At 54.1% G+C, this 22124-nt stretch carries 24 protein-coding genes; 16 read left to right on the top strand and 8 right to left on the bottom strand.

The window, feature by feature from the left end; translation table 11 throughout:
* Window positions 1-26 precede the first annotated feature (26 nt).
* Entirely contained in the window at window positions 27-1223 is a 1197-nt protein-coding gene (locus tag D3D01_RS16110; protein WP_121512916.1) for a Cdc6/Cdc18 family protein, read from the bottom strand.
* A 957-nt stretch (window positions 1224-2180) separates the two neighbouring features.
* Here D3D01_RS16110 and D3D01_RS16105 point away from each other — a divergent pair.
* From D3D01_RS16105 to D3D01_RS16095, 5 genes are all read left to right on the top strand, one after another.
* Entirely contained in the window at window positions 2181-2468 is a 288-nt protein-coding gene (locus tag D3D01_RS16105) for a hypothetical protein (RefSeq protein ID WP_121512915.1), read from the top strand.
* 350 nt (window positions 2469-2818) lie between these two features.
* Window positions 2819-3499 carry a hypothetical protein gene (locus D3D01_RS16100; protein ID WP_147439934.1) on the top strand — a complete coding sequence of 227 codons (681 nt, stop codon included), beginning with the start codon at window positions 2819-2821 and terminating at the stop codon, window positions 3497-3499.
* 601 nt (window positions 3500-4100) lie between these two features.
* A complete protein-coding gene (locus D3D01_RS23470) occupies window positions 4101-4655 on the top strand; it encodes a hypothetical protein (protein ID WP_147439933.1) in 555 nt (184 codons plus the stop codon).
* Between the two features lie 148 nt (window positions 4656-4803).
* Entirely contained in the window at window positions 4804-5484 is a 681-nt protein-coding gene (locus tag D3D01_RS23465; protein ID WP_147439932.1) for a homing endonuclease associated repeat-containing protein, read from the top strand.
* 104 nt (window positions 5485-5588) lie between these two features.
* Window positions 5589-6110: a hypothetical protein gene (locus tag D3D01_RS16095; RefSeq protein WP_121512913.1), complete on the top strand. Its 522-nt coding sequence runs from the start codon at window positions 5589-5591 to the stop codon at window positions 6108-6110.
* Between the two features lie 116 nt (window positions 6111-6226).
* Here D3D01_RS16095 and D3D01_RS16090 read toward each other — a convergent pair whose 3' ends face one another.
* Window positions 6227-6787, bottom strand: a complete 561-nt coding sequence (locus D3D01_RS16090) for a hypothetical protein (RefSeq protein WP_121512912.1) — start codon at window positions 6785-6787, stop codon at window positions 6227-6229.
* Window positions 6788-7132: 345 nt separating this feature from the next.
* Here D3D01_RS16090 and D3D01_RS16085 point away from each other — a divergent pair, with 345 nt between their 5' ends.
* Window positions 7133-8155: a tyrosine-type recombinase/integrase gene (locus D3D01_RS16085; RefSeq protein WP_121512911.1), complete on the top strand. Its 1023-nt coding sequence runs from the start codon at window positions 7133-7135 to the stop codon at window positions 8153-8155.
* A gap of 111 nt (window positions 8156-8266) precedes the next feature.
* On the opposite strand, the gene D3D01_RS16080 is transcribed toward D3D01_RS16085, so the two are convergent.
* Window positions 8267-9082 carry a DUF2080 family transposase-associated protein gene (locus tag D3D01_RS16080; protein WP_121512910.1) on the bottom strand — a complete coding sequence of 272 codons (816 nt, stop codon included), beginning with the start codon at window positions 9080-9082 and terminating at the stop codon, window positions 8267-8269.
* A 291-nt stretch (window positions 9083-9373) separates the two neighbouring features.
* On the opposite strand from D3D01_RS16080, the gene D3D01_RS16075 reads away from it, so the two are divergent.
* On the top strand, window positions 9374-9724 hold the full coding sequence (locus D3D01_RS16075; RefSeq protein WP_121512909.1) for a hypothetical protein: 351 nt from the start codon (window positions 9374-9376) through the stop codon (window positions 9722-9724).
* Window positions 9725-11540: 1816 nt separating this feature from the next.
* On the opposite strand, the gene D3D01_RS16065 is transcribed toward D3D01_RS16075, so the two are convergent.
* Window positions 11541-11825, bottom strand: a complete 285-nt coding sequence (locus D3D01_RS16065) for a hypothetical protein (protein ID WP_121512907.1) — start codon at window positions 11823-11825, stop codon at window positions 11541-11543.
* An 89-nt stretch (window positions 11826-11914) separates the two neighbouring features.
* Between D3D01_RS16065 and D3D01_RS16060 the strand changes: the two genes are divergently transcribed.
* Genes D3D01_RS16060 through D3D01_RS16035 form a run of 6 tightly spaced genes read left to right on the top strand, consistent with a single transcriptional unit; the run spans window position 11915 to window position 16243 of the window.
* Window positions 11915-12598, top strand: coding sequence for a hypothetical protein (locus tag D3D01_RS16060; RefSeq protein ID WP_121512906.1), 684 nt, complete (start codon window positions 11915-11917; stop codon window positions 12596-12598).
* Window positions 12595-13008 (top strand): hypothetical protein, encoded by a 414-nt coding sequence (locus D3D01_RS16055; protein ID WP_121512905.1) that lies wholly within the window; start codon window positions 12595-12597, stop codon window positions 13006-13008. The genes D3D01_RS16060 and D3D01_RS16055 overlap by 4 nt, the downstream gene beginning before the upstream one ends.
* Window position 13009: 1 nt before the next feature.
* The gene (locus D3D01_RS16050) at window positions 13010-13903 is read left to right on the top strand and encodes an RAMP superfamily CRISPR-associated protein (protein WP_121512904.1); all 894 of its coding nucleotides are present in this window, start codon (window positions 13010-13012) and stop codon (window positions 13901-13903) included.
* Between the two features lie 5 nt (window positions 13904-13908).
* Complete coding sequence (locus D3D01_RS16045; protein WP_121512903.1) at window positions 13909-14691, top strand: CRISPR-associated endoribonuclease Cas6; 783 nt, start codon at window positions 13909-13911, stop codon at window positions 14689-14691.
* A complete protein-coding gene (locus tag D3D01_RS16040) occupies window positions 14688-15389 on the top strand; it encodes a hypothetical protein (protein WP_121512902.1) in 702 nt (233 codons plus the stop codon). Before D3D01_RS16045 ends, D3D01_RS16040 begins: the two co-directional genes overlap by 4 nt.
* On the top strand, window positions 15383-16243 hold the full coding sequence (locus tag D3D01_RS16035; protein WP_158600483.1) for a phosphoadenosine phosphosulfate reductase family protein: 861 nt from the start codon (window positions 15383-15385) through the stop codon (window positions 16241-16243). The genes D3D01_RS16040 and D3D01_RS16035 overlap by 7 nt, the downstream gene beginning before the upstream one ends.
* Before the next feature lie 21 nt (window positions 16244-16264).
* Here the strand turns inward: D3D01_RS16035 and D3D01_RS16030 are convergent, their stop codons facing one another.
* The 4 genes from D3D01_RS16030 to D3D01_RS16015 are packed head-to-tail and all read right to left on the bottom strand — an operon-like array spanning window position 16265 to window position 18336.
* Window positions 16265-16579: a hypothetical protein gene (locus tag D3D01_RS16030; RefSeq protein ID WP_121512900.1), complete on the bottom strand. Its 315-nt coding sequence runs from the start codon at window positions 16577-16579 to the stop codon at window positions 16265-16267.
* Window positions 16576-17055: a hypothetical protein gene (locus D3D01_RS16025; protein WP_121512899.1), complete on the bottom strand. Its 480-nt coding sequence runs from the start codon at window positions 17053-17055 to the stop codon at window positions 16576-16578. The genes D3D01_RS16030 and D3D01_RS16025 overlap by 4 nt, the downstream gene beginning before the upstream one ends.
* Window positions 17052-17480, bottom strand: coding sequence for a hypothetical protein (locus D3D01_RS16020; RefSeq protein ID WP_121512898.1), 429 nt, complete (start codon window positions 17478-17480; stop codon window positions 17052-17054). Before D3D01_RS16020 ends, D3D01_RS16025 begins: the two co-directional genes overlap by 4 nt.
* 4 nt (window positions 17481-17484) lie before the next feature.
* Complete coding sequence (locus D3D01_RS16015) at window positions 17485-18336, bottom strand: hypothetical protein (RefSeq protein ID WP_147439931.1); 852 nt, start codon at window positions 18334-18336, stop codon at window positions 17485-17487.
* 106 nt (window positions 18337-18442) lie between these two features.
* Between D3D01_RS16015 and D3D01_RS16010 the strand changes: the two genes are divergently transcribed.
* From D3D01_RS16010 to D3D01_RS16000, 3 genes are all read left to right on the top strand, one after another.
* Window positions 18443-20314, top strand: coding sequence for a transposase (locus D3D01_RS16010; protein ID WP_121512896.1), 1872 nt, complete (start codon window positions 18443-18445; stop codon window positions 20312-20314).
* Between the two features lie 594 nt (window positions 20315-20908).
* A complete protein-coding gene (locus D3D01_RS16005; protein ID WP_121512895.1) occupies window positions 20909-21097 on the top strand; it encodes a hypothetical protein in 189 nt (62 codons plus the stop codon).
* 102 nt (window positions 21098-21199) lie between these two features.
* The gene (locus D3D01_RS16000; protein ID WP_147439930.1) at window positions 21200-21988 is read left to right on the top strand and encodes a hypothetical protein; all 789 of its coding nucleotides are present in this window, start codon (window positions 21200-21202) and stop codon (window positions 21986-21988) included.
* Window positions 21989-22124: the final 136 nt, after the last annotated feature.

The following is a 22124-nucleotide window of genomic DNA, read 5'->3' as shown; positions in this document are numbered from 1 at the left end:
CGAACGTATAGCTGCAAAAAGGAAGTTTACGCTGATTCACACGCCTTAATAACAATATCGGGGTCGTCGACGAGCTGGTTTACTGTGTGTGCACCTTTCCCTTTTCCCCGCCCTTTACGCTCCTGTTCAATGAGCGAGAGAAACGCAAGTTCCGACAGTAAATCACGAACACGGCGAACCTTCAACGCGTCCACTCCATCCCTCTCACATATTCGTTCATACGTCGAATAAAGACTCTTTGTCGGGATTTCAGGGTTCTTATCCGGCGAATCTTTTGCCTTGGACCCAAGAGCCTGCAACAGATGTTTCGAGTGATCTGGTTGCTTAGAAATGAGTTCAGATAGTCTTGCCTCCTCTTCCCGTTCGTGAGCTTCGTCAACGTATTCAATCGTCACTGTATCATCATCATGTTCGTCGGCGATCTCCCCAGCGTATCGAAGGATATCGATTGCTTTGCGTGCATCACCGTGCTCTTTCGCAGCGAGTGCTGCTACTTTAGGGATGACATCTCCCTCAAGAACTCCTTCACGAAAGGCATCTGACCGGGATTTGAGGATTTCGCGAAGTTGGGACGCATCGTATGGAGGGAAAACAAAGTCACGCTCTGAGAGGCTTGATTTGACACGCTCGTTGAGAGAATCTTTATACCGTATCTTGTTGCTGATACCAACCACCCCGAGAGTACTGTCTGTTACTTTTCCCGCTTCTGCGGCCCGTGATAACTGCATCAAGACATTATCGCCCTCTAGTTTATCAATTTCGTCGAGGATGACAATACCAACGTCCAGTCGTTCATCAAGGATATCCCAGAGACGTCGGTAATAGTCTGACGTGCTGACACCGGTGTGAGGGACTGTTATACCCGTTTCATCGGGGTCATTAAGAGCTTGAGCTATTGTACGAACGGTCTGTGTCTCAGTAGATTCCTGGAAGCAGTCTACGTATGCAACACCGACTTTGACCCCATTATCGGCAGCTGCTTCAGTCAAATCACGAGTGATATATTTTGAACAGAGGCTTTTACCTGTCCCCGTTTTTCCATAAATCAACACGTTATTCGGGGTATTCCCACGCTGGGCATCTTTGATAGCATCAGCGAGTTTTTGGAGTTCGGTATCTCGTCCAATTATCCGATCACTATCCGGAAGGTGGCTCACTCTGAGGAGTTCTTTGTCCGCGAAAATTGGGTCTGGTTTTCCAAAAAACGATTTAGACTCGCTCATATCAGTACACACCCGGGCGGATTACATTAAACTTACCCACCATCTTGCCGCTGTAAAACACACGAGAGTTAGGGGGTATGATTGGATAACCGTATCTTAGCTCCGCTACTCGCCAAGATTAGCCAGTCTTCTAATCCCGAAATGAATGTAGATTCAAGAGAAGGGTCACACCCACACCCCGTATTGCCGCTGTAAAGAACAAGGTAGTAGTCCAAATGAAATTGAGCATAGGATTGGAATGGAACGGGTCTATCGCGCTCGAGCTTACTTTAACGAAAAGACGAGGCAGCCTGCGATTCGCGTGCTTGACGCTAAAGCGTCGTTACTATCTCAAGCTAAAGTGCGGTGCGGTAGCAAACGTCACAGCAGGTAATAAAACTAGGGAAGGGTCAGGTAGGATATATATCTGCCTCAAAGGGGCTTATTCCAATTCCCGCTAGCTAGCCACTCTATAGCCCCTCAAGTGGAGTTTTACAGCGGCAACGAGGGGTGGGCGTCTCGTGCCTAAGTCTCACCCAGGTGAACCCAGACCATCTTACAGCGGCAATGAGGGGTGGGTGCCGATAGCCCTTCAGAACAGGTGAAAGCAGTCGTTTTACAGCGGCAATGCGGGGTCAGTCTTCCTCAGTAGCAAGCAATCGTTATCCAAATTGTCGGATACGCCGAAATCATGTGACCCACCTCTTTCGAAATGAATGCCCCGTCTTCGAAATGAAATAATTCGAAGCCCCGAATAGAGTCCCCGTCCCCGTTAGAAACCATAATATGTAGGTTCAGGCGGAGATTACATCTCGAAAATAGGGTGGGGAAACGGCAACCCATACACTCGAACCACCAGCAACACACCCCACCGTTTCATGTATTTCATGCCAACATCCAGTTCTCTTCTTTTCTCTTCACACCAATCGAATAAACGGCCTGGATAGGTTCTAAGTGGTTGTAAGCCTAATGTTTAGTATGTCGATATCCGACCCACCCGAAGAAAATAACCCGGGTCACTACACCGTCGACGATATGGCAGTTATCCGGCCTGATGGGACAGAGTTAGTCAAGCTCGGGGATGATTTCGGCCCCGAAGACGGCGGCTTTTTAGACCTCTCTCCAGGGGACTCCGTGATTGTCGCTGCATACGACACGGATGCTGGCGACGTCCTGATGATAGAAGTTGTCGGGTCCACAGCAATCGACCGCATCGCAGCAGAAAGTCTCGACAGACTCCTAGACTCAGCACTCACACTCAGTTAGTTTCGGTATTCAGTTCTACGCCGGAGTAGATGTCCATCCAGATGTCCGTTTGCGATTCATGCCAGTTTACTGGCCTTCGGAAAGACGGTGCACCCTGACCTCCCTGCTCTCGCATATATCGATCATGAAGAGCTCGACGTACCAGTTGCTGTCCTCCCCCAACGATATCCGTAATCTGAACGCAGCGCTCCGCTTGTAATACCCCGTTTGAACGCAGTGGACCGCCTTGAGGCCAGGGGCTGAGAATTCTCGTGGGTCAGTCAGACATCTCCAACCGACCGTCAGCGAAACTCGAATTATACCACCAGTAGATGGCAGATAGAGTATTCAGAGTGCAGGCCGTGTTGAGCATGGAAAACCAAAGCAAATCGGGTCGAGCTAAGGTTGGTAGCGCACATATTTCGGTTTATCTCGAAGATCGACCAGACGCCTACCCGATGATCGTTCCGACAGAGAACGATGTCAATGCCAGCGCCATCGGGGAACTCGTTGCTGACCGACTGGAAGCAACTAGTCTCCTGACGGACTCCGACAATATCCCAGAGCCGGGCGAGCGTAAAGGGCTTGGGACAGTTCATTGGGACGACAACGGCATCCCAGTTCGTCTTGAGTTTGATACAGGTGAAACCCTGTTCTTCGATAGAGATGGGGTGCAGTCCCAAACAGAAGACTTCCAACTGGAAGAATTGAAAGAACTCGCTCAAGATGTCGATGACCAGATCGAAGCCGCAAAACAGCAGATACGGCGCTGTCAAGATACCAAACAGGCCCTCTCAGAGATTGACCAGACCATCTCACACTTTGACTCCGTAGCCTGTGGATCTATCGAAGTAGATGAAGACGCGAACACGCTTGCAGCAATCATTTCTACCCATGAGATCGGTGAGCGAATTGAAGAGTTCCATCGAAAGTTCCGCTGGGATTCGTTCGAGGTGGACCACCTACAGGATTTGAGGCTGTTCCAGGTGCGGATGGAGATTCCCTTGAAGAGGGTAAAAGCAGGTTCCGGCATGCCAGCTGGGCAGGCCTAACAGCGGTTCATTACGTCTTTCAACAGGTTTTCCCCGACTATCGGGACACTCCAATGACCACTATCACGACTCTCAGGCAGAGCACCGCCCCATTCAAGTCGCCAAATGGGTTCCACCGAGAATCTGAGCCCCCGAATACGCTTACTGCGTCAGTTGCTGACTGCTTTAAACACAACGGAGGGCACGGATATATTGTAATCAAAAAACTTCAGACAGTCGACGGTGAGTATTTTTGGCAGGTAGAACGCTGGACGCTACGAGATGGGACCTACCGGCGGGAAACAACTTTTGCAGAGGTGAATCGGAGGCAAGTCCACGATAGGATCTGTGAAGAAATAAACCACATTCGGCAATGACCTCTACCGCTGACGACACACCCGAAAGGCAACGAAAAGTAACACGCCGGGAGCTGGCAGAAGCCATCCAGACTGTCACCTACGAATTCTCGCGAGAACACAATTATATTCCAGCCGGCGACGCGCTAAGTATCAACAGCGGTCCCTAGTGGCTGCCAGTGTATTCGGTTGGGTGCCAAATGCAATGCCAGATGTACATACCGAACAGCAGTATCTAGAGTATTCAGCACGTCGCCCAGTGGACTATGAGAAACTCGCTTCAAGATATTACTGGTCCAGTTCGGAAAATCAGCCCGATTCTGGAAATTAGAGCAGACAACTATCAGCACCTACGACTCATCTGTGGGTCGAGCCGGGGGGAATCGCTCAAACATGTTCTCGAACAGCAGAACTTCGGAGGAACAGAAATCCTCTGGGCCTCAAACCCCCACATTCCCAGCCCCCAAGACATCTGTGAAGTATCACACTTTGGCCACAGTGTCAGCTGTGACGGCAACTGCCATGGAGGAGGGGTCTATCGACTCTTCGAGATAGAGATCCTCATCCCCGAAGACGCTAGCGTGATTTCAGAAACATGGAAGGTCGGAGATGGAATTGAACTCCGGATAACCCACTCGGGGCCAGTTGTGAGCAATTCCGAACTCCAGAAACTCCCATCCGGGGACCCAGAAGTCGGTCGGATTGGTAGAGACTACTCTTCTGACGCAGGTTCAGAGGAAGAGGGGGAATTAAATAAACGAACCACTTCGATAGGGCTCACAGGAGGTAGTTCCCATCAAGGGACTATTTCATCGTTCTGAACCCGGTATGCCAGGGCTTACACCTCAATGGTGAACTAGTAGCGACACATCACTAATCGCCTGACACCATATGGATATTTTATTGTCTTCAAGCCTGTAATAATGGATATGCCACAGTCGATGACGATGTTACTTGTTGGGGTAAAATATGAGTGAACCTACAACTGACGAGTTGCTTGATGAAATCTGTCGCCTCAAACGCGAACTAGACAAGACCCCTGCATCCACAGACATGGATGAAATAGGGCAGTATTCAGTAAGAGACTATCAGAAGGAATTTGGGAAGTGGAACGATGCCCTCCGCGAAGCCGGTTTAGAGCCAAACCAACCTAAGAAAATCCCTACAGACGAGCTATTGAATGAAATCCAACGGCTTGCCAGGAAATTCCATAAGGTCCCCACAAAGAAACAGATGAACGATATCGGAGAATACTATGGCGGGAGTTATCAACGACGGTTCGGCAGTTGGAGTGAAGCAATCCGTCAAGCCGGGTTTGAACCGAATCAACAGATTTCAGAGTCTGATTTCCGTAATAAGCCATCTGTCTGCCAACTCTGTGACTCCCCTACCAGAAAGTTAGATTTTCATCATTGGCGATATGGTAGCAACAAAGCCGGGTGTTATCTCTGTCGTGACTGCCACGATCAAGTCCACGCTGATGGTGCGCGACCCAGAGAGGATACAGACTGGTTAATTACGGCTGTCGAGAACCTCATTCGTGCACATAGGGAACGGGGGAAAAAAATAGACGCATCTACGATATCAGAACGTTACAATATTCCATCTGAAAATCTTGTTGAGCACGTCATTGAAAAAATTGGCACTTGAAACCCCGCGAAGTTGCAGTTTGTGGCACCTAAAATATTAGTAACATCAGCCGCCGAGGGTTTAACCCTAGTTTTATATTTGTAGTACGTAATACGAAATACAAAATGCCAGATAAACCTAAGACAGTTCGACTGCCGCAGGTTGACCATGACTTCATCGACCGGTCAGAATTCAATTTCTCACGGGAAGTCAAACAGTTCATTCACGAAGAGCGAATTGAACGTGCAATCGGTCGATGTGCTGCATGCGGTGTAGAAGTCTATGAAGGTGGGGGACACGCTCAGATTGAACAAGATTCAGAATTTTATGAGATCCTCGATTTAGAAGACTATAGTGACGACCTCGAAGTGTGTGGAGAGTGCTTTGATCAGGTGAAATCTGTCCTCCTCCAGACAGAGAAGGAAAATCCCACACCAGAATATCTCGAAACCGTTGGTCCCAACATCTACAGAGTGGAACGGCTCGCAATCAAAGATGCAAGGGCTGACACCTATTGGAGTGGGCTTCTGGAAGAACCCGATGAGAACCTGAAAACAAAAATCCTCGCTGACTGGGTGAACCACTCTGAGACTGATTTCCCTACCTCAGAGGTGCCGGAAGAGCTAGCCGAAGCAATCGGGATGTAAGCCCTGTTACTAGACTGTATTGACCGCGGCCGGGTCAAAGCATATCACTTGGCGAGGGTTTCAACAGAGCCAACTATTTCTACTGAAAGTCAGCAAGGCGGTATGTAGATTCTCGCTTAGTTGAGTAACGGAGCTACCTCCGGGGGGACCTCTTTTCCTTTGACTGCACCCTCTTTGATTTTCTCCACGACTTCAGATACGTCACCATTGGAATTATCTTGTAAGCCCAGCAACCCTTCAATTCGGCTCCATCGGACTAGACCGACATCCTGGTATTGGATGAGAACCTGCAAATTGATTTTCGGGGGGTGATAACCAGACCCGTCCTTGGACACGTCGACCAGCCTCAATTCGGAGGCGTCAGCTGTAACCTGGCCGGCGGTGTCCGCAATATTGAGCATGACAAGTGCCTCGTCAAATCCATCTGTCTCAAGCGAGAGTGTATCTAACTCACAATCCCTGCAGCGTAGGGCGTCGAGTTCCCAGCCGTCAGGATTGGGTAGTGGAGACGAAGCCAAGATCGTCCTTAGATTCGGCATCGTTCCAAGTTTAGCGACTTCACACTGGACTGGGCTTCGAGTTTCGATGTCTTCTCCACAGTAATCGCATTTCCGGGCTGCGTCTATCTCAAGACCATGGATATCCGATGATATTGTGTCGCGGAAGTCCTTTGACATTGGTTCAAGATTGAATTATCCCCTTGAAATTAGTTCCTTCCCAATTTTCATCTGTAGAAACATACAGGAAATAGGCTAACCAACAACAGCGGGGAATAGGGGTCATGTTGGTTAGCTCAAATACCGACCCCACAAATCTTACTCTATAAAAAACCGTTGTGTCGCTCGTATAAGGTCAGAAGTCTACGGAGGTTTGTTATAGCGGCATATAGTTTATAGCCAGCAGAAAGTGCAGAAATCAATGGTTTCAGGAGTTGAAACCGCAATATTCTTGTTTACGGATTAGGTTTGTATTAATGTAATAAGCACCACCAGTTTTACCCGGAGCGCCGCTGTACGGGAAGCATGGATCGTCTTCCGCCTGAGTACGACGCTACTCCCAGGGGCGACGCCCTCGAAGAAGCAATCGAAAAACGACTGATCGATGTCGACTCCGGGCGCTACCGGACAAACGTCGCGAGCGTCCTGCGAAAGTTCGCAGCCTGGTCCCGAGACCAGCACGGGATTGACAGCCCCGAGAATATCGACGACGATCTTTGCCGACAGTATGCTCGTGACCTGGCACGAGCGGACGACCGAAATAACATCTCTCCGGAGACAGCACGTCGGTACTTCGCCTACGTCCGGTCGTTTCTGACATGGGCCGTGTACGAGGGGCTAATACCGACGAATCCAGCCAAAACCAACCACGCCGAAGACCCACTCCCAACAGACGAGACTGAAACAGACCAGCAGTATTGGACCTCACGGGACCGCGAAGCCATCTGTGCAACTGCGACCGCCCGCGTCGACGACGCCGGTGAGAACGACGACGTCGACCGCACGGCAGCCTACCGCGACCAGGCACTCGTCTTCCTGCTCGCGTACTCCGGAGCCCGTAGTGCAGAACTCGTGGCTGTCTCTGATGATGAAGAACGGAACGGCCTCCGGTGGCGAAACGTCGACCTCGAAGCCGGGACGATGCAGGTGTTCGGCAAGAATCGCACTCGTGAGTCTGCGCCGGTCCTCGACGATGCTATCCGTCCACTTCGACGGTGGAAGCAACTCCGAAATCCCGATGAAGACGAAGCTGTGTTTCCCCGTCTCGACAATGCGGCGAAAGCCCTTGACCCAACGCCGTCGATCACCACGCAGTCGGCCCGGGACATCTTGGCAGACCTGTGTGAGTGGTCTGACTACGAGTTCGAAGACCCACTGAAGCCACACGGCGCTCGTCGTGGGCTCGGCCGGGAAATCTATCGCGAGAATCCACAGCTGGCACAGGACGTGCTCCGGCACAAATCCATCGAGACGACCCACGAAGGGTATGCTCAGGAGGCTGCGAAGCGCACTCGCGATGAAGCGAATGATATCATCTCTAACGAGTGAGACGAGACAAATCTAACTGAGTAGGTCTTAGCGTCAACCAAACAGACGGATTCGCAAAGAGTTTTCGGCAAGGTTGCATTGCGTACAGGCATACGCCGGTATCTAGAGGTGCTAGTCCTGCGGGCCATAAAGAACCGTTCTCTCAAGTTCCTCCTCCCGGTCAAAGCTCAGCGGCATATCCTTCTCACCCCAGATTGTCTCCTCAAGCTGCAATGCGTTCAGATACCGATCATATTCTTTCTCCGGTGCCTCAGAGATCGCTGTTGCTAAGCGATATGCAGTTGAATCTTGATAGTCGGCTAATGACTCATAGTTTGAAAAGGAGGGGTAATAGAACCGGCCATTCTTCGCTTGTCTGTTGCTTAACTTTACGGAATACACAGAACTGCCATCCCAGTTTACATCATACTTGTAGAGGTCATTGTACGTAACTGTGGGGTGGTTGAAGAGATCATCAACAGACGGGTCAAGACCAAAAACTAGCTCTACGCTCAATTCATCTTCGTCTTTGTCGAACCAATCGGCGTGCTTATCAAGTTCTTCTTCGGTGATTTCAGAGAAGAAATACACCACTGTGCCTAGCTCTGTGTGTGGATGTTCACTACTTTCGTATTCGAGATCAACATCTATCGTTAGACGAACATCGTGCCGATATTGGAATCGGCACTCTCTCGGAAATCTATCAGCGTCCCTCTGTATGCGTTTAAAATCACTCCTCGTTGAGTTGCTGAGAACTGAGTCAATCTTGTCTGTGGTAATAGGAGGAGATATTCGATACGGCTGATTACCAGAATTGTTTGCTAAGGTGACTTTGACTGTTTCACCAATGAATTCCTTCGGGAGAGTGACATGGCCGGAATTGCCAAACCTCTTTACTTTTTTTAATGACGTCTCATCCTGCCCTTCCTGTTTTTCGGTGTCCGTCATGGTACAGTACTGCGCCTATGCTATCATAATAGTTCGTATATACAGGTATATACATTCAAACTCTCGGTTATGAAAGAAGCCTACTCCCCCAGTCCACGTTTCGTTGGTGAGATTCCTTCGCGTGAACGCGGAGTGGGGGGATGTCAAAAGACATAACTAATTATTGCAGAGTTGCTTCGTGGCAAATCTGTAGTTGGCGCTGCCGGATGCTCTTAATTCAAACCAAGTCAAGACAGTTGCCACGAGTCAAACCTCCAGAAAAGTATTCAGACCGACTGCCCACACAGTACAGTGAGTACAGAGAACGAGTCGAAGGATTCTGTAGCACAACCAGAGGGAAGCCCCGACCAAGTCGAAAAATACTTCCCCGAAATCAATAGTACAGTAACAGATGTCGGGTTTTTTGCCCGTCAAATAAACAGCGCTCAAATCGGGGTTGACGATGATGGGTTTCTCCACCACTACTGGCGAAAGGCGGACGCAATCGTAGTCTACGATGAGAGCGGTGTTGTCAGGGTTGAATATCTCGATGGGACACTCATTGAGAAGTGGATAAAATTTGTCGGTCAAGAGCGTGGATGGGAGTCCCCAGGCCAATGTGCCAATGCACTAATCAAGGCCGATAAGTGGCGAAAAGAATGAGTCAAGCCGCGTCCTCCACGTCGAGCATTCCCGACCGCGACAAACGGGCACTGACCGAGACTATGACGGTCAACTACTGGGATGACCCCAACATGTACGACCATCAAGTTGCAGTCTACTCCAGTCACAAAGAAGATGGAAAGTGGGTCACAGAACGATACACTGTAAACCCGTCTGCCGGCATCTGCGATTGTGGCGATATGGTCCATCGACGCCCGACAGAGGGCTGCAAACACATCAGACGGGTCCGGTTCGAGCTGGGGAAACGCCTCATCCCTCCAACGATTGATGCGGAGTCTCTCGCTGACGGAATCACAAGGCCGACTCAGGGGGTGTCAACCAGTGGCAAACTGTCGCTTCGCACAATACTCGAATCACCCAGCCTCGTGGCTACGAAACCAACAGGCGATAGTGTTTAATCAATGGGTGAGAAATTGAGCGAGAAATGTTTGTATCGCTATTGAGACCCAAATTCGATATTCCATTGGCCGCACTAATAGCAGGGCTGGGAACTGGAGCATTGCTCTGGGTGACTGGATTCAAAGCCGAATCGATATCGACCCTGTCGGAGTTACTACTAGGTTTTCAATATGACCCACTCAGCTACGCTCTGATATCTACAATGGTATCAATTGCCTCCATCAAAGCAATCGGGCAAACAGATAGTGACGCCGATTCAACAAAAAGTAAATCATAAATGAGCGGCCGCAACGGAAGAGCGAGTTTAGTTCCAGATGGCAAGACGTGCGGCAGTCGTTCACTGAGCGCAGGAGGTGAAAAATAGATGGACGATGCTGAACAGAAGCCCGCTTATATCCATGGAGAAGCACGGTCACTTCTTGAGGGGGACTCGGTGCTATTGAACGAGCGAGAAGTCCCGTTAACCGTAACAGGAAGGCATTCCCGTCCAAATCTTTCCCGTTCCAGTCACGGGCCTTACCACGTCATTGAATTAGAAGGCAACAACACACGGTACCACCTCCTCTGTTGGGAAAGTGCAAGCCACGGCCCAATGCTCTACAAGCAATCCGAGTGGAGTTCTGCTGAGGACGATCCTCGCGTGGATTACAAGTATCCCCGTGGGGGAGAACGGGTAACATCCCTACAGTCAGTGGACACAGGAGACGAACAATAGATGAGTGAAACTAACCATCTCTCCGTCGACGAACTGCTAAGCACCGGGTACACCACGGGTGACAAGTTTCACAAGTCCAAACCACAACCGTTGCTTCCGGGGAATAAAACGCACTTGACCATGGCGGGGAACAAGCAGTGACCGACCGAACGTCTGAAAGGGACAGTCTTGTTCTGAATGTCGGTATAGTTGTGCTGTCTGTGACTGTCGTATTATTCGGATTGAATTATTCAAGTCTGTTCGACGTAACGCTCTCTCCAATCGCACGGGCCGCTATCATCGTAGCCTGTGGAACTGTATATTACGCCGCTCTCCGGCGCTACATAGGGAGAGAGAACGCGTAACCGAGGACACGATGATAGATGCTCAAACACTCACATGGTCGTTCCTGGGAGTCCTCTTGACCGGCGTCTGCTACCTACTTGGGTTAGGACTACGCCAGATACTCCCAGATGGAGGCACTAAAAAGGACGGTCAGAAGTAGTCTCAAGAGTTGTATCAGCAGTTGACTGCCACGAAGCAAATCCGACATCTGGCACGAAGCAAACTCACTAGCCAGTCTGGACTGTGTTAAGAACCCTCACTATTTTGTTTGTAGACAGTCCTCGGTAATTGAGCCTCAATTCTCAATTTCAAATTGGTGTTCTGGGGCATCATCTCGGTGTGTCTGAGGGTGGCAATTCAGCCGCCGTTTTCAGACGACTTCTCTGATTCCTGACTATCTTCAGAACCGAGGCCAGCAAGCCACCAGACGGTTCCTCGACCGCCAATCTTCTTCCGACCCAACTCACCCTCATCGGCCAGCTGCTCCAGGCGCTTGTAGACGCCCCGACGACCGATGGGAAGTTCTGCCGCAACCTCGGACGCGATGAGAACAGGATCCTGTGACTCTCGGAACACCGCTAAGATTTCGTTATCCGAGACTCTCGGCGGTCGGCCTGCGTTCGTCACTGTGTAGCTGTTCATCGCCCCGACGTTTTGATTATTGCCATGGTGGGTATTAGTTCCATGGTAGTAACTTATTTAGTGCCATGGTAGGAACAAACTGTTGCGGTATGCCAGAGTTACAGACTGACACGCCCGCGGACGCGATGAGGCTCTCCGAGCTCGTCGCCGAAACGGACAGCGTAGAACCACCAGACGAACCGGACGAGACGGGCAAGTGCATGATCTGCGGCCTCGGCGGCCCGATAAAACCCGTCCGACGAACCAATGGCGTCTTCTCCAGCACGTTCACCACCGACTATGCACTCTTCGATGGCGATGGCATCTGCTATCGGTGTGAGCACTTTGCCGGGGAGATGGATTACCGTCGCTACCATTGGGTTGCCACGCCCGAGGACGGCGTTCAGATCATCAAGGAGCGCCCCGATCTCCTCGATGTTCTTCTCGACCCGCCTGAAGGGCCGTGGATGCTAAAGTACAAGAACAACTCCGACTTCCTACCCGTGTTCAACGGCTGGATTGTAGCGCAGACACTTAACACGTCGCGTGAAGACTACCAGCTCCTCGTGGACAAGCGACTGGTCAACATCAACCGCGAGCGGTTCGCGGACATGATTGAGTTCGGCCAGCAGCTTCGGAGCAAAGACGACGAACCCTCGAAGCGCGCGCTGAAGGGGCCAGTCCGGGCCGCAGACCTCGCCCGGTACGACTTCGAGCGCGACGAAGTGGAACGCATCAACAACGACCTCACCGGCCGTGAGGACTGGCGGATCGCGGTTCAACTCATCCAATGACGACAGCCGACACCCCCGAGATCACTCGGGACGAACTCGCAGAGCACTGGACAGTTATCCTCGCAGAGTACTGGCGACAGGCCGATTGGGATCAGTTCCCGGACACGAAGCGCCGGAGCGAATCCTTCGAGGAGCGGCTTCTCCGCGCACAGAACGCGGGAGACGTACACGGCGCACTGAAGAAACTTGCCCGGGGCCTCGGCATGGCCGCGCCAGACCTTCCGACAGAGAACCTGGACCCGCTCGTCAAGAACGACGAGGAATCGATGCGAGTCCTCCGCCGAGAGGACATCTGGCTGATCGCCAAGGCGCAGGAGACCGTCCAGAACTACTTCGACGCCAAGCAGAACGAGGACAGCGAGCCCGAGCCGACGACCAGCGAACTCAGCGACTTCATCACGGAGGACTAACATGAGCGAAGCTACCACCACCGACGAACTCAGCGAGATCGGCGCGACCGAGACCGTCACCGGCAACGCAACCACACTTTCCCAAATCCACACGGGGGCGGACGAACACACCGGGAACACGCAGCTGCTCCGCAAGGAGAAGATCCGGCTCCCGGACGAGGACCGCTTCGACGACGTGCCGTTCATCGCGGGTAACTCGGTCCGCGGCCACCTCCGCCGGCTGCTCGCCGAGGATCTCGTGCAGCGACTCGACTACACGATCACCGACGAACGACTGTTTCACCTGCTCCGGGCGGGCGGCGTCCTCGAAAAGGGCGGAACGTCGGACATCGACGTCGGGATGAGACGAGACCTCAGGGATGCCTTCCCGATCATCGACCTGCTCGGCGGCAGCACGGGGAACCAGATGTTCGGCGGAACGGTGGACATCCACCATATGACGCTGGTGTGCCGGGAGAACAACTGGCGCACCGAAGCAGAGTCGGAGACCTCGTGGCGCGAGTTCGTCGATGAGATGCACCAGACGCGGATGCACGACGAGCCCGACGACACCGGGATGGACGTGGACTTCGGGTTCGACTTCGACGCTAACGACGAGGACGCCGCCGGGAGTCAGCAGATGATCTACCACTTCGACACCATCGTCCCTGGCGCACAGTTCGAACACAGCGTCCGATTCGAGTCCTACGCAACCGAACTCGCCCGGGCCTGCCTCCTGCACGGCCTCCGCCTCTGGCAGAACGAGGGTGTCATCGGGGCCATGTCGTCGTCGGGCCTCGGGCGCATCGACATCGACTACGAGACGGGCCTCTCGGAAGCTGAGCGCTACACCACGTACGTGGACGAACAGGGCGGAGAGATCATCGAAGCGCTGGACGAGATCGCCAACAAGTAGCGACCATGTACCAGCTCTTGCTCCGGCTCGAAGCCGACCGCGACTGCGCGTGGGAACGTGAGTACCACCGCCGGATTCGCGGCCGTCTCGGGCAGACACTCAAACGCGCTGGAATCGACGATTACCGCGAGACGCAACGACCGCCGTTCGCGTTCTCGGATCTGATGCCGCTCGGCGACGACAAACAGCCCGGCAGACCGCTCGATGAGGGTGACGCCGTCCATCTCCTGATCGCAACACCACGGACTGAAATCATGAAGGCAATCGCGGGCGACCTCCAGCGCGATCCCGAGCTCACGGCAGGGTCGATGGCCTTCGAAACCAGGGCCGCGAAGCCGCTTAAGACGGACGTGGGCGAGCCCGGTTCTGAGGGCGTCCTCACCACCGGTTCGGGCATCATCGTCGCGCTCGACGACGGCGACACGGATGGGGAGCACAGCCAGCCGGAATACTGGACCGAACGCAAGCACTCGGTTCACGAGTTCAAGACGACACTCTCTGAAACGATAGACCGGGTTCTGGACCACGAGACTGGCGACACGGACACGCTCCGGCCGTACTTCAGCGACTACCAGCATCTGAAGACTTACTCCTCGAAGCTTCGCGTGACGCCAGAACAGGCGCTTACGGTCGTTGCGAGTAAGTGGGACCTCCACTACCACGTCCGGGATGAGAAACACCGAGAGGCGCTGAATGCACTCCTCGGGACCGGCGTCGGGCGGCGACGCTCGTACGGCTTCGGGATGCTACAGACCCGTAACGACGGGACGCACGAGGTGAGCGGATGACCGCGACGAACCTCCAGCTGACGCTGGAACTCGGATCGGGAATCGCGCTCGGCCACCCGTGGCTCAACGGTGATGGCGTCCTTGAGCGTCTGGCGCTCATCGATCACGCAGGCCGCGAGTACGACCGGTGGGTAGCCGACCTCGAAGAGGACGGACCTGCCGACCTACGCAACGTGGACGCCGTCGAGACCGGGCTCGCGTACACTGACGGCCTCGCGCACGCCTCTGTCTCGCAGTTCGACACCGAACGGACGGTAGAGACGACGCTGTACTCCTCGTACGACGAGGTTCGGGCGCACACCGTCGGTGGGTCTCGTGCCCGGTCGAAGATCCCCATCGGCGGCGGGGCGTTCAAGTCGCAGATGATAAATGTCGTCTACCGGCCTGCCCGGCAGTGTACGTTCTACTTCCGAGGCGACCGCGAGCGGATCGAGTACCTTCTCGAAACCCACCTGACTGACCTCGGGAAGAAGACGGCGGCTGGCTTCGGAAAGGTCGCCGATTGGGGACTTAGGGAACTGGACACGGACTACTCGCTCGTACATCCGACAGATGGCGTTGCGATGCGGCCGCTTCCGACAAGCGCCCTCGACGAGTGGGGCGATCAGCAGACACTCACCTGGAAGACGCCATACTGGTACAACGAGTGGGCCAGCGAATGCGCACCACCCGGCACGGAGGTAGAACTGGCGTGGTAGACTTCCCTGACCCTGAGATGGACACCGAGTTCGACTACGATCAGGGCGACGACGGGATGCCCGAGCGGACACGGCGAGCGTTCCAAGCTCATGCCGACCAAAACCTCGGTAGTAAAATCCAGAGGGCTATCGAAGAAATCGAACGGGTCTACGAATCCTATCCGACGACAGTCGTTGCGACCTCAGGCGGGAAAGACTCGATGACGGCGGTGGCACTTGCGTCCGAGGCGTCTGTCGATCACCGCGCCCTCCATTGGGACTACGGCCCCGATCTCGTCCCTCGGGAGTACGAGCAGGAGATCATCAACAACATTCTCGAATACGTATCACGCGGTGACCTTTTGGTCGCAGTAGAGGGAATGAACCGCTACGAGCCATATTCATCTCCAGCTGCTGAGCCGTTCCTGTCGCAATTGGCGACGAAAGAACGCCTCTCGGATTGGAAGCCAGCAACCGACTCGGACAAGAAGCCCATCCTTCGGTCAATTCGCCCTCTCAACAACTCTCGGGAATCGGATGTGTTCGACCGGCAAATAGTCGCCCTTCGGCGCGGTGAGAGTGGAAAGCGTGACCGGAAGATATCGGGACTCTACGGCGAGTCGATGGGCTTCCCGGTAGCGTTCCCACTTCGAGACTGGTCGGCACGCGATGTATGGGCGTTCATCGTAGACCGGGGCGTCTCCTATCCAGAGCACTACGACAGGGCAGCGTATGCCATCGGAGATGCGTCACCGCGAGATTACGAGGACACGCGCATGAGTGCCTTCTTCTTCGAGTTTCTGGACCCGTTCGTCCACCACGGGGTTTCTGCTTGGCGACACCTCGACCTTCCTGCCCGCGAGTGGGACGAATAGACCGTCCTGGTAAAAAGAGCGTTACTCTACACTCTCATCATCGTCGCCGTTTGGTACAGCTACTACCTCAATCTCAACAACGCCAACCGTTTCACGGTCACAGCGACCGCAACGCGGCATTTCACGCTTCGGGACACCACCCGTGATTGGAATGATATCGTGCCCGTCCGGGCAGGCGACGATTGTCGTCGCACGGTCAAGATCCCGAGCCAGCGCTTTTGCCGACTTCGGCGAGTAGCCAGCGCGGAAGGACCCATGCGTCAGCGTCTCAACTTCAAAGACGACTTGGCCAGCGTGCGGATCTTGGTCGCTGTCCGCAGGCTCGTCGTCAGTCATATCTCGGGCCCGTGATCGGCAAGCCAGTCCACCTCGTCTCGATTATCTCGGTACCTCCGTACGTGCGTTGAGACCTCGCTCCGCTTGTCGAGCCCCAATTCTTCTTTGACTTCTTGATGCGTCCTACCCTCCTCGATCAGGGCGACGACCTTCGCCTGCTTCTTGGCGACACCGCCCTTCTCGTGCAGCTCCTCTGCTCGTTCCTCCCACGTCTGATCAACGCTTTCGCTTGACCAGCCGCAGTTCGGGCAACTCACGACACCGGTGCCGCGTTCGGTCACGGCTACATCGCAGTAACACTGCCGGCAGTGGACGCCGGTATTGTAGGCGTACTCGTCCGTGACGAATATCGGGGAAACGTACGGGTTAGATGGGTCGCCGTCCCCGAACAGCGGCTCCGCATCCTCGGGGACGAACTCCTCGATATCGTCCGAGCGGGACGTTCCGAGTCGGGATTCGTAGGTAGTTTCGGTCATTCTTCACTCCCGTTGTACGCGGTTGGTTTGACGTGGATGAGGATGTACTGGTCACGTCCCGGTGCGTCGCCGTGCCGGAGGTGCGCCTGGTGGCCGACGCTTGTGACAAGCTGCCGGAGGATTCGGACGTACTCATCCGAGAGCGAGTCGCGGTAGTCGCCGCGCTGCTCGGGCAGCGCCTCACGAATGACCTGCGCCATCCTGCTGGTTTGGCCGGGGCCGTAGAGCGCGAGCCAGTATTCCTCGGTCTCCGAGGCAAGACAGTCGCCGCTCGGCTCGGTTCCCTGCCCCATCTTGGCCGCTATTGCGCGGAAGGCGTCGCGCACGTCGTCAGGATGGCTGTCCATCTTGGGGTCGTCCAGGTTCATTTCGTTGTCGATGATCGTTGCGGCTGCGGCGTCGGCGTCGAAATTATCGTCGGTCATTGTATCAGTAGGTGTGGGTCCGGCGACTCTCTATGTCGCCCTCCGGCGTTGCGACGCGGGTGACGTGGTCGAGGTTGCACTCTTTCGAGGAGTCGTTGCAGCTCGTCGTTGACTTGTTGATGACGACCTCTTCGCCGGTCTCGGCAGCCTCGTCGAGCGCGTCCTCGTCTTTCTCTTCGTTGGTCCGCGCGTCATCGAGGAGATCTTCGAAGGTAAGCACGTCGCCCGGTTCGGCATCGTCCGGGACGCGGTCGGTGTCAACCTTCATGGAGAGGTCCTGCTCGCGCTCGGTCATCTCGTTGTAGGACTTGCTCGGGACGAGTTTCTGGCCCGTGAGTTCCTGCCCCCACGATCCGGTGCCCTTCGAGTACTCTTCGACCTCGTAGGTGAGCGGGCTGTCGTCCTTGCTATCCTCACGGAGTTGCTCGATCTCGTCGCGGCGGTCATCGACCGGGATGAGCGCTCGGAACCGCTCCCCGCTGTTGTCGCGGTGAGTGCCGGCGTCGAGAACGTCCATGCCCTTCTCGCGGTCGAGTCGGGCGCTGGAGTCCTCAACTGATGCGTTACCGGCGTCGAAGGTGACGAAGAGCGTTCCGGACTCGGCTCTGACCGTCACGTCCGCGCCGCGGTCAGTCGTGAACGAGAGTTCGTCGTGACCGCCGTCGGCGACCGCAACCGGCGCGCTGCTGGCCTCACCAGCGGAGGCCTTGCGCCAGGTCACGAACTGCCCACTGGAGTTCCGGAGCACGTGCACGTCCGTGCCGTTCCACGTTTCGGTGGTTCCGAGTTTCTTGGCCGGGTCGTTCGCCGCTTCGACTTTGGTGGTGAGTTCTTCGGTCGTCATCTGTCTTGCCACACATAGTTGTATGGCGGTATACCACTTAAGTCTTGCCCTACAAAATTGTGTGGCGGTATGGTCACCTGCTATTTTATATCCTGTAAGCCAGTAACTATCGAGAAACGTGCCACGTTCTCCGGGATTCGGTGATATCGACGAGTGGCCGTCTGAAAGTGACGGGTTTGAAATTGAGGGAGAAGGTTCCCTCTCCGGCCTGTCGGACGAATTCTGGCGGTACACCTCGGCACAGTTGGAATTAGGATACGGGCCTATCGAACCGATAGCCGACCAACTGAAACGAAACCTCAATTTGGGATACGATCCCGCCGAAGCTGTCGGGAAACTCAACCTCGTCACCGACACCGTCCCGTTCTGGAGTCTTGAGAAGAACTGGTACAAGCTCGACCGAGAGGATGCCGCGCGGCTCTACCTCTACCGATCCATCACCGCTTCGAAGGACTACGCCATCGAGAACGAACTGGAGGATGGCGCAGCCGACAAACTCGGCCTGAACGACGCCGTCACCGAAAACACCATCGAGCGCATCAGCAAGGAAGTCGAGAAGCAACTCGGCGGCGATGTGAGCGCAGAGGTTCGTGATGTCGTCGAGCAGCTGGAGGACAACGACGAGATCGTGACACTTCCCGATCCCGCTTCCGACGGGCGCGGCGAGCCGGAACTGGTACTCATCGCGCGCGAGATGCGGAAGGACGCGTACCACAACATCCAGTTGGACCGCGACGAGTCCCGGGTTACGTACCCGAAGTGGCAGTTGTTCAAACTCATGGAGATAGCCGGACTCTGCAACATCCACCCGAACGATGCCGAAGCCTCGCTTCGCTTCCTCCCGTACTTCTACTACCGAGACGCGCCCGGATTCAAAGCGCTCTGGAACCAGCTCCGCGAGCACGACATGGCCGAACTGCGGAAGATGTACCTCGCCGCCCTGGAGTCGCTGATCACGGTTATCAACGAGTACGGCTACCTTCCCGAGACGGCCGACCTCGCCATGGACCTCACGAACATCATGTGGTACGGCCGCCACTCCACCGAGAAAGACGAGAAGGGGAAGCGCCTCGACCGTGGTGAGATACCACATGCGGACCAACCTATCGGCGTGGAGGGGGTCGATAATAAATCGGGGTCGTCCTTTGCGTTCCAGATTGCAAGCGTGAATCTCGCAAACGTCGATATTCCGGTCACGCTGGCCGCGAAAAGCATCCAGCGAAGAGGGAACATTGAGCACCAGATCGACGAGTTGCTCACCTACGCGAAGCACCACGTTGACCCCGATGTCGTCTGCATGGACGGTGGCTTCTACGGGCGCGGAATGCACGACTGTCTCGAAGAGCACGACCTCAAGTTTATCAGCCGGCTCCGTGGGCGGACGCCGTCCATCATTGACGACCTGAAGGAGGCCGCCATCCACTACGACCTGGACTACAACGCGGCAGGGTACGACGTCCGAATCGGTGAGGTAGTCCCCGAGAGCGAAGCCGAGTCGTGGCTCATCACGATGCCGTCGGAGAAACGCATCTCCAGGGCCGAGACCGGGACGGACGACAAAGGCAATTGGGAGGTCTACTACACCAACCTCGATCCCGAGGAGTTCGGCGGCCTGGAGATCGGGAGACGGTACCGACAGAGATGGGCTGTGGAGACGGCCTACCGCCTGATGAAGCACGACTTCACCGCGAAGTCTGCCAGCGAACTACGGAGCCAGCGGGAGTTTATCGCCAACATGGCGTTCATCTACAACGCGATGTGGATGGCAACGAATGTGACCTACGCCGTCGAGAACGACCGCCCGGTCAAAGACGACCAGGGCCGATACCCCTTCACAGCCAATCAGTTCATGGTCGCCATGCTGCTCGACATGGAGAATATCGACATCGGAGAAGTCCGCGACCTATCAGTTCGAAGTAACATCATTCGGGAGGTGTTCGGCGACGGCTATCCGTTCGAACTTGAGGGTCACCCCGAATTTGAGAATTGAGGCTCAATTACCGAGGACTGTAGAAGCAAAATTGCAGTTGAGTTCGTCAGAAGGGGCCTACCGGCTCTGAAACGAGTCTGTCGCGGCTTCGATACCAGTACTTCCGTGGCATAATTAGGCGGGTCCCGCCTGTGACCCCGATGACTGGGGTAACCAGAAAAATTCGGGATTTCAAGTCGCTTACCGGTCGAGTCCAGCGACGAAATCCGAAGCCCATCGTGGTGTCGGAAGGACATCGCGACGGACGGCCGCCGGAACAAGACGAACTCAGCCAAAATCCCGCCGGCGAACTGCCGGTTGGGGGAGTCGGTTTCTTGTTCGGGAAATAGCTTCAAGCGATGTAGAGTATGTGTGATAGTGTCGGCCACGGATAACTGATGCAGAAGTGATAGTAATGGCGCAAGACGTGCGGCAGACACGTGGGAACTCCTTTTAAACGAGATCCCCCTCGCTCGGAAAGCCGCTTCAGGTACTGTTCAGTGTATTCGGTATTCCAGGCTATAGCGAGCCAATATGGGAACGATAGCACCAGCGCAAGACGTGCGACAGACAGATGAGAACATTTTTAAGCCGCTCATTTGAAATGGAGGTAACATGAGCATCCTTAAGCGCGACTTATCTGGGCTCCTGCCCCAAGGTGAAGTCATCGGGGCAATGCTAGGCCTCGTAGTAATGGTGCTTTCAAGTGCTATCCTGACTGGTTCATTTCCATTCATCCCCGGGGTAGTAATTAGCACAGTTCTGGTTGGGCTGTCTTTCGCTCTTGCAGCCCAAGCACCGTAACGTAGGACCGGGCAACGTAGCGGGTCTGAAATAATAACTAGCAGCAGTACATTTCACACAACCAGACAGATGTTAGAACAGATACTCGACTTAGTAGTGGGTATGGTTTTACTCCTTTTTCTTATGGGAGGTGTTGTATTTTATTTACGTACAGCGAACATTTATTTTGACAAACTATACTTGTACCACACTCCGAAAAAAGAGTTTGAAGGAATCAACTACATCCCACCAGATACCAGCAAGGTCGACCCTTCTGAATATATCGACGAACTACCAGAAGGGGAAACTGAAACAGAGCAGGTTAAACCTGTAGGCAGTTCGAATAGTTTCGATTCTCCAGAAAAGGTCTACGACTTTCAAAACGATATAATTGAGACGTATGGAGAGACACTGCTGCATAAGATGTGGGCCGTGCTGCTGTGGTTATTCATTGGTGGAGGATACGCGGCGCTTGTTTTGACAGTCTACCTCTTTTTGAGGGGTGGAAGTGATGGTGAGTCAATACTATATACGGTCAGTATGTTCGCCCCGACACTTCTCCTCACAAGCCGATACGTAGTGTTGGCTCCATTCACCCCGTTCAATGAAACCCTCGATACAGACTATCATGATTTGATCCGCGACACGATGTTTTCATTTATCGGCTCAACTCTGGTGGTTACGGCTATCGTCATTGTGAATTTGATAATTAGTGGAACAGAGCAGTTCCAACAGACGATTGACGCCTCTCAGATTGCTATTGCCTCCGTTTTAACTATTAGCGTCTCTGCGGTTGGTATCTACTTAGGCGAAAGATATCTGTTTAATCATGGTGTCAATGAAAACTGCATTGACACAAAGGACCTCAATAAGGTAGACCGTGAACCGGACTGGTTGGATGATAAAAATTGAGACGATAATGGGTAAGTTGGATCATCCAGTAGGGCGGCCTACGCAGTTCTATTAAATACCACCGTCTTTGTCCCTCGGGGTGGGATATTCATCTGCTGGGAGTAGAGAACACTAGTATTCGGCCTGATGCTACGGT

This window comes from Haloarcula sp. Atlit-7R (genome assembly GCF_003666065.1).
In the GTDB taxonomy this organism is placed as follows: domain Archaea; phylum Halobacteriota; class Halobacteria; order Halobacteriales; family Haloarculaceae; genus Haloarcula; species Haloarcula taiwanensis.
This window is presented reverse-complemented; position numbering and strand designations above follow the sequence as displayed.